This window comes from Nocardia farcinica (assembly GCF_029867845.1).
In the GTDB taxonomy this organism is placed as follows: Bacteria; Actinomycetota; Actinomycetes; order Mycobacteriales; family Mycobacteriaceae; genus Nocardia; species Nocardia farcinica_A.
On the sequence record NZ_JARWRU010001267.1, the window covers coordinates 1 to 5,155 of the forward strand.

At 69.0% G+C, this 5,155-nt stretch carries 4 protein-coding genes; 3 read left to right on the top strand and 1 reads right to left on the bottom strand.

The window, feature by feature from the left end; translation table 11 throughout:
- On the bottom strand, window positions 1-524 hold a 524-nt coding region (locus QH283_RS28440), incomplete at its 3' end, for a CGNR zinc finger domain-containing protein (RefSeq protein ID WP_280506012.1).
- 460 nt (window positions 525-984) lie between these two features.
- Here QH283_RS28440 and QH283_RS28445 point away from each other — a divergent pair.
- The 3 genes from QH283_RS28445 to QH283_RS28455 all read left to right on the top strand — a co-directional run bounded on the left by QH283_RS28445 (window position 985) and on the right by QH283_RS28455 (window position 5,093).
- On the top strand, window positions 985-2,058 hold the full coding sequence (locus QH283_RS28445) for an LLM class flavin-dependent oxidoreductase (RefSeq protein ID WP_280506013.1): 1,074 nt from the start codon (window positions 985-987) through the stop codon (window positions 2,056-2,058).
- Window positions 2,059-2,095: 37 nt separating this feature from the next.
- Entirely contained in the window at window positions 2,096-3,400 is a 1,305-nt protein-coding gene (locus QH283_RS28450; RefSeq protein ID WP_280506014.1) for an LLM class flavin-dependent oxidoreductase, read from the top strand.
- An 85-nt stretch (window positions 3,401-3,485) separates the two neighbouring features.
- Entirely contained in the window at window positions 3,486-5,093 is a 1,608-nt protein-coding gene (locus QH283_RS28455; protein ID WP_280506015.1) for an ABC transporter substrate-binding protein, read from the top strand.
- Window positions 5,094-5,155 lie beyond the last annotated feature (62 nt).

The window sequence follows — 5,155 nt, forward strand, 5'->3', positions numbered from 1 at the left end:
CTCCGGTAGGCGGCGGAACTGGCCTTCTCCCCGCAGGCCGCCATCGCGCACCAGCGGCGCGCGCCGCGACGGGAACGGTCGACGAAGTACAGCGAGCAGTCGTGCCCGAGGCAGCGGCGCACCCGGTCCCGGTATTCGCCGCTGAACAGGTCGATGGCGTCGCGGGCGATGATCGACAGGATCTCCGCCAGCGGTGCGGGGGCGGCGGGCACCGCGGTGGTGCCGTCGACCGAGAGCAAGGGATGCGGCGTGCCAACCGCCGCGGCCCGGTTGATCACCTCGATACAGCCGGGGGAGGGCGGCAGCCCGTCGACGCGGGCACGGGTCAGGTTGGCGACGGCCTCGCGCAGTGCGCGGGCGGTGTCGAGGTGTTCCTCGGTGATCGGGCCGATCGCGGGCGGCAACCCGGCGACGTAGAGCCAGGTCTGCAGGTCGCCGCCGGTGACGAGGCGTTCGGTGTCGTTCATGTCGCGCTTGGCGACGGTGGCGACGAAATTCAGACAGAGCTGATCGGATCTGAACATATAGCCTGATCGACGCCGGTCCTTCGTCTCGACGACCGGTGATTTCACGGCCGGCACTCTCCCTCCCACGGACACACGGTGTCGCCTCCACCTCGGCGTCGCCTCACGCAGCGTAACCGGCGGACACGGCGACAGATTCGGTCAAGATTGCCGCACCCCGGCGCCCCGGTCACCGGTAACGATCATGATGAGTAAATCCACGTCAGTGGTTTGACAGGTCACGCACGGCGGGGCCATGGTTGTCCCCGTGCAGATGATGACGACCACGCAGCGGAGGGCCTCGGCGGCAGCCGAGCGTTGTCGCTGCTGTCGCCTCTGCCGTTGCTGCCGCTGAGGCTTTGTCGTGTGAGCCGGGTTCCGCCGCCGAGATCCGAAACGGCCCGGGCCTGAGTCCCCCCTCGAACCCCCCTCGAATCATCTCGGGTCGCCCGAACGCGCCCGGGTCACGGAAAGAGAAGACATGGCTGTCGAATTCATCAGTCAGGTGCACGTCCGGGATTCCTCGGATCTGTACCCGAAGCCGGGCGCCGATATCGATGTCGACTACTTGCGCCGCTACGCCGACGCGCTGGAGGAGGCAGGCTTCGATTACACCCTGGTGCCCTACGGCTCCAAGGGATTCAGCTCTTTCGGCGTGGCCGACGCGCTCAGCCAGATCACCTCCAGCATCAAGCTGATCGTGGCCCTGCGGCCCAACATCATCCATCCGGTCGCCGCCGCGCAGGCGCTGAGCACGCTGGACCATCTCAGCCGAGGCCGCGCCGTCGTGCACATCATCTCCGGCGGCACCGACGCCGAGCAGGCCCGCCAGGGCGACTACCTGAGCAAGCCGGAACGCTACGCGCGCTCGGGGGAGTTCATCGACATCCTGCGCCGCGCGTGGACCGAGCCGGAGCCGTGGAGCCACGCCGGAACCCACTACCGGTTCGACGATTTCGTCGCCGACCTGCGCCCGGTGCACGGCACCATCCCGATCTCGCTCGGCGGTTCCTCGGCCGAGGCCTACCGGGTCGGCGGGTCGAAGGCCGACATCTTCGGCCTGTGGGGCGAGCCGCTGGCCCAGACCACCGAGCAGATCGCCGCCATCCACGAACAGGCCGAACTCGCCGGCCGCGCCGACAAGCCGCGCATCTGGGTGACCTTCCGCCCGATCATCGCCCCCACCGAGGACCAGGCCTGGGAGAAGGCGCACACGATCCTCGCCGCCCTGCAGCGCCACAACCAGGGCGCCACCCCGGCCAACCTGCCCGAGAACGTCGGCTCCCAGCGGCTTCTGGCCGCCGCGCAGGCCGGTGAGCTGCACGACCGCGCGCTGTGGACCCCCACCGCCACCGCCACCAACGCCCAGGGCGCCTCGACCGCACTGGTCGGCACCCCGGAGACGGTGGCCGCCGCGATCCTCGATTATGTCGCCCTCGGCGCCGACCTGATCTCCATCCGCGGCTACGACAACCTCAACGACGTCGTGGACTACGGCAGGTACCTGCTGCCGATCCTGCGCGAAGAACTGGCCTCCGTCGGAGCCCCGGCCTGAGCCGCGGACCGGACCTGATTCGGAATCGAGCACTTCCATGAGCGACAAGAGACAACTCGTCCTGGTCCTGCAGATCCTCGGGATGGGGACCAACTACCAGTCCTGGCGGCTGCCGGACAGTCCGGCCGAGCGGGTGCTCGACCTGGACGTCTACACCGAGATCGCGCGGGCCGCGGAGGCCGCGAAGATCCACTCGCTGTTCCTGTCCGACGGCGTCGGCACCTCGCTGGAGCGGCCGATGGGACTGTTCGAGCCGGTGACCTTCCTGTCCGCGCTGGCCGCGGTGACCCGGCGGATCGGGCTGGTGGTCACCTCCTCGACCACCTTCAACGCGCCCTACAACCTGGCCCGCCAGATGGCCTCGCTGGACCACCTGTCCAAGGGCCGCGCCGGCTGGAACATCGTCACCTCGTCGGCGGGGGAGAAGAACTTCGGCATCGAGCTGCCTCCGCACGACGAGCGGTACGCCCGCGCCGAGGAGTTCGTCGCCGCGGTGAAGGCGCTGTGGGACAGCTGGGACCCGGACGCGCGCGTGGTGGACCGGGACAGCGGCGTCTACGTCGACCCGGCCAAGGTGCGCCGGACGAACTTCGTCTCCGAGCACCACAGCGTCGAGGGCCCGCTGAACATCGATCGCGCCCCGCAGGGCTACCCGTTCCTGTTCCAGGCCGGATCATCCACGGCCGGTGTCGATTTCGGCGCCAGGCATGCCGACGCCATCTTCACCTCGCAGCCCGACCGCTACGAGGCGCTGGAGTTCTACAAGTACATGAAGGGCCGGGTGGCCGCCGCGGGCCGCCATCCCGACGATCTGAAGATCCTGCCCGGCCTGTACACGGTGATCGAACGCACCGAGGAACAGGCCCGCGACACCGCGGGGCGTCTGGCCGAGCTGGCCACCACCGCGGACTGGGACGCCCAGCGCAAGAACTTCGAGTCCTCGGGCTTCGGTGGCGTCGACCTGTCGGACCTGGACCCCGACCAGCCGATCCCGCTGCACCGGCTGCCCGACGTGGAGGCGGTGCAGGGCAGGCGCTCGCGCTACGAGATGTACCGCCGCTGGGTGCTCAACGGTGACAAGACTCTGCGCGAGCTCGTCTACCACAACAACCGCGCGGCCTCGGGCCACTGGGACCCGGTCGGCTCGGTCGAGCAGATCGCCGACCAGATCCAGGAGCGTTTCGAGGAGGGCTCGGCCGACGGCTTCGTCATCTCTCCGCAGCACTTCGGCGGCTACCGGGTCATCACCGACCACCTGGTCCCCGAATTGCAGCGCCGCGGCCTGTTCCAGACCGAGTACGCGGGCCGGACCCTGCGGTTCAACGTCCTCGGACACCACTGAACGGGCCGGGGCCTCCCCGGCAGATATTCCCCCGATGCATCCCGACAGACATCCCGACAACGGACATTTCGTGAAAGGCCGAACTGTGGCTAGGAAAAGACGGATCGAGCGGTGGGTCGCCGTGTCGATGCTCGCCGCGCTCACCCTGAGCGCGTGCTCGTCGGACAACGACGCCTCCTCGATCGGGCCCACCGGTGATCCCGTCCCCGGCGGCACCTTGAAGATCGGCACCGGTGCTGACCCGATCTGCGTCGACCCCAACCAGACCGACCTCACCGCCACCAGGGACATCCTGCGCCAGGTCGCCGACTCGCTGGTCGACGCCGACCCGGAGACCGGTGAGATCGTGCCGTGGCTGGCCACCGAGTGGGCCGTCAACGACGACGCGACGGTCTTCGAGTTCGGTCTGCGCTCCGGCGTGACCTTCAGCAACGGCGAGGTGTTCGACGGCGCCGCGGCCAAGGCCTTCCTCGACGGCGTCGACGCCCTCGGTGGCCGCGCCTTCAACGCCTCCAGCTACCTGCAGGACTACGCGGGCACCGAGGTGCTCGCGCCCGACCGCGTCAAGGTCACCTTCGACCAGCCCAACGCCAGCTTCCTGCAGGCGCTGTCGACGGTGAACATGGCGGTGCTCTCGCCCTCGACCTATCAGCTGCCGCCGGAACAGCGCTGCCTCGGCCAGATCTCGGCCTCGGGCGCGTTCGTGCTCGACCACTACACCCCCACCCAGGAGGTCGTGCTCACCAAGCGCGCCGGCTACGCCTGGCCGTCGGCCAACGCCCAGCACGAGGGCGAGGCCTATCTCGACCGCGTCGAGTACCGGGTCATCCCCGAAGCCGGTGTGCGCGTGGGCAGCCTGCGCTCCGGCGAGGTCGACCTCATCAACCAGGTGCCCCAACAGGACGAGGACGTGCTGAAGGCGAGCGGCTTCGGCGTGACCAGCACCAACAATCCCGGCACGGTCTTCGAGTACCTGACCAACAACGGCTCGCCGATCCTGTCCGACGAGCGGGTGCGCAAGGCCATCCAGTTCGGCATCGACCGCGAGGAGTACCGGGCCACGGTGCTGCTGCCGCGATACAACCTGGCCACCAGCGTGCTGTCGTCGACGACCCCGCACTACACCGATTTCTCGCAGTACATCAAGTACGAGCCCGAGGAGTCGAAGCGGTTGCTCGACGAGGCGGGCTGGCAGGAAGGCCCCGACGGCATCCGCGTCAAGGACGGCAAGCGCCTGAGCCTGACCGTGCTCAACGGCCACGGCAGCGGCAGCGACAGCTACGAGCTGGTCGCCCAGCAGTTGCGGCGCATCGGCGTCGAGCTGATCATCCGCACCGTCTCGCGCGCGGAGATGCTCGCCGCGCTCGACAGCGGCCAGTACGACTTCGTGCCCTACGGCTTCACCCGCGCCGACCCGGCCGCGCTGACCATGCACTTCACCACCAAGCGCAACAATCCGCTGCGCCTGCCGCCCTCGGAGCTCGACACCTACCTCGAGCAGCAGGCCGCCGCCGCGCGCCCGGAGGACCGGCAGGTCGCCATCGACAACGCCGCCCGCTACATCACCGAGCACGCCCTGGTGATCCTGCTGCACGAGCAGTCGGTCGCGCACGCCCACTCCGACGCGCTGGGCGGTCTGCGCTGGGAGCCGGGTGCCCAGGTGTCGCTCTACGACGCGTGGCTGCAGCGCTGACGCCGGGTAGCTGAGAAGAAAGGACGACGACGATGACTCGCGGCCCGGTGTCGACGACAGCT

What these genes read in the sequence shown, in the direction of transcription:
- QH283_RS28445 (WP_280506013.1), top strand. Translation starts at nt 985, where the DNA reads ATGGCTGTCGAATTCATCAGTCAGGTGCACGTCCGGGATTCCTCGGAT.
- QH283_RS28450 (WP_280506014.1), top strand. Translation starts at nt 2,096, where the DNA reads ATGAGCGACAAGAGACAACTCGTCCTGGTCCTGCAGATCCTCGGGATG.